Origin of the sequence: Microbacterium sp., from assembly GCF_032084865.1 — a bacterium.
Lineage (GTDB): Bacteria > Actinomycetota > Actinomycetes > Actinomycetales > Microbacteriaceae > Microbacterium.
Map to the genome: position 1 here is coordinate 1 of NZ_DAMDLU010000217.1, position 2933 is coordinate 2933.

3 protein-coding genes are annotated in these 2933 nt (G+C 68.4%); all 3 read left to right on the forward strand.

Translation table 11 applies throughout. The features are described 5' to 3' along the window. Window positions 1-219, forward strand: a 219-nt coding sequence (locus tag RT309_RS14590; RefSeq protein WP_313358194.1) for a ferredoxin family protein, incomplete at its 5' end; no start/stop codon positions are given. Further along, a complete protein-coding gene (gene dapC, locus RT309_RS14595) occupies window positions 220-1332 on the forward strand; it encodes a succinyldiaminopimelate transaminase (RefSeq protein ID WP_313358196.1) in 1113 nt (370 codons plus the stop codon). A gap of 157 nt (window positions 1333-1489) precedes the next feature. Then, a complete protein-coding gene (locus RT309_RS14600) occupies window positions 1490-2779 on the forward strand; it encodes a citrate synthase (protein WP_313358197.1) in 1290 nt (429 codons plus the stop codon). Window positions 2780-2933: the final 154 nt, after the last annotated feature.

A 2933-nucleotide genomic window follows, 5' to 3' on the forward strand; every position in this document is an offset into this window, starting at 1 on the left:
ATCCAGCCCGACGAGTGCGTGGACTGCGGCGCCTGCGAGCCGGTCTGCCCGGTCGAGGCGATCTACTACGAAGACGATCTGCCCGAGGAGTGGGCCGATTACTACAAGGCCAACGTGGAGTTCTTCGACGAGATCGGCTCTCCGGGTGGCGCGTCGAAGGTCGGCGTCTACGACTTCGATCACCCTGTGGTCAGCGCCCTGCCGCCGCAGGGGGACTGAGTGGGAGTCCGGGACCTGGCGGACTACCCCTGGGATGCGGTGGTTCCCTACCGCGAGCGGGCGGCCCGGCATCCGGACGGACTCGTCGACCTGTCGATCGGCTCGCCGGTCGACCCCACGCCCGAGGTGATCCGCCGGGCACTCGCCGAGGCGACGGACGCGCACGCCTACCCGCAGACGGTCGGCACGAGCGACGTGCGCCTGGCCATCGTCGACTGGTACGCGCGCAGGCGCGGGGTCCCGGACCTCACCGAGGCGAACGTCATGCCGACGATCGGCTCGAAAGAGCTCGTCGCGCTGCTGCCCCTCCTGCTCGGCCTCGGGGCGGGCGACGTCGTCGTGCACCCTCGCGTCGCCTACCCGACCTACGCGGTCGGTGCGGCGGTCTCAGGCGCCACAGCTGTCGCCGCCGACGACCCGGCGGAATGGCCCGACGGCGCGAAGCTCATCTGGATCAACACACCCGGAAATCCCGACGGCCGCACCTGGGACGTCGAGGCCCTCCGCACCGCCGTGCGCCGGGCGCGCGAGCTCGGCGCCGTGCTGGCGAGCGACGAATGCTACGCCGAGCTCGGCTGGGACGGCCCCTGGCGGAGCGAGGCGATCCCGTCGGTGCTCGATCCGCGGGTCACCGACGGCACTCGTGCGAACCTGCTCAGCGTCTACTCGCTGAGCAAGCAGTCCAACCTCGCCGGCTACCGCGCCGCGTTCATCGCCGGCTGCTCGACGCTGATCGGCGACATCCTCGCGGCGCGCAAGCACCTCGGGCTGATGCCGCCCGCACCCGTGCAGCACGCGATGGCCGTGGCCCTGCGCGATGACGAGCACGTCGCCGCGCAGAAGAAGCTCTACCGTCAGCGCCGCGACGTGCTGCTGCCCGCGCTCGTCGAGGCGGGGTTCCGCATCGACGGCTCCGAGGCCGGCCTGTACCTGTGGGCCACCGAGGGACGCGATGCCTGGGAGTCGATGGATCGCCTGGCATCCCTCGGCATCCTGGCCGGGCCCGGCCACTTCTACGGCGAGCACTCCGCACAGCACGTGCGTCTCTCGCTCACCGCTCCGCTCGAGCGGGTGCAGCAGGCGGCAGCGCGTCTGATCGCCGCCGATCACTGACTTTTGTACGCACCACGCTGCGATGAGGGTCACCTCTTGGAGGATGTCACAGTAGGCCCAGGTCACGACTAGGCTGTAGAGGCGATGTGGTCTGCTGGACCGGCGCTGCGTGCGTCTCTCATCGCCCACGACGACACGAACGCAGCAGGAGGTTGGCGTGAGCGCAGCTCAGCCCGAGAAGGCGACTCTTTCGATCGGCGACACCACGGCGGAGTTCCCCGTCGTGCGCGCAAGCAGCGGCACCGACAGCATCGACTTCTCGACGCTCACGCGTCAGACCGGGTACACGGCTCTCGACTACGGCTTCGTGAACACCGCGTCCACCAAGTCGGCCGTCACCTTCATCGACGGAGATCAGGGCATCCTGCGCTACCGCGGATATCCGATCGAGCAGATCGCGAAGAACTGCAGCTACCTCGAGGTGGCGTGGCTGCTGATCTATGGCGAGCTGCCGACCGCGACCGAGCTCGCCGAGTTCGACGAGAAGATCCGCCGGCACACCCTGCTGCACGAGGATCTCAAGCACTTCTTCTCGGCCCTCCCGCACACCGCCCACCCGATGGCGGTGCTGTCGTCGGCGGTCGCCGCGCTGTCGACCTACTACGAGGGCCAGACCGACCCGCACAACCCCGAGCACGTCGAGCTCAACATGGTTCGCATGCTCGCCAAGCTGCCGGTCATCGCTGCGTACGCGCACAAGAAGAGCGTCGGTCAGGCGTTCCTGTATCCCGACAACTCGCTGAGCTTCGTCGACAACTTCCTCAAGCTCAACTTCGGCGTGCACAGCGAGCCGTACGAGGTCAACCCGGTGATGTCGAAGGCGCTCGAGCTGCTGCTGATCCTGCACGAGGACCACGAGCAGAACGCATCGACGTCGACGGTGCGTCTGGTCGGCTCGACCGGTGCCAACCAGTTCGCGTCGATCTCGGCCGGCATCCAGGCCCTCTCCGGACCGCTGCACGGCGGCGCGAACGAGGCTGTGCTGACCATGCTCGGGCAGATCCGCGAGTCGGGACAGAGCGTGCAGCGCTTCGTCGAGAGCGTGAAGAACAAGGAAGCCGGTGTGAAGCTGATGGGCTTCGGACACCGCGTCTACAAGAACTACGATCCGCGCGCGAAGCTCGTCAAGGAGGCCGCCGACGAGGTGCTCTCCGAGCTCGGCGTGACCGATCCGCTCCTCGACCTCGCCAAGGAGCTCGAGGAGATCGCCCTCGCCGACGACTACTTCAAAGAGCGCCGGCTGTACCCGAACGTCGACTTCTACACCGGTGTGATCTACAAGGCGATGGGCTTCCCCACGCGCATGTTCACCGTGCTATTCGCGATCGGTCGCCTGCCCGGTTGGCTGGCGCAGTGGCGTGAGCTGAACCTCGACCCGCAGACCAAGATCGGTCGCCCGCAGCAGCTGTACGTCGGCTCGCCCGAGCGCTCCTTCCCGACGCGCTGAGTCGCGGAGGAGCCGCCTCGCGCGGGCGCGTCCCGCCAGCTCCGGGCGCTCACCGCAACAGAGCGGCCCGCCACGGAATTCCGTGACGGGCCGCTGAGCAGTCGGAGGAGCTGTGCGTCAGTGCCCCTGCGGGCGGCTGGCGCGACGCGACGCC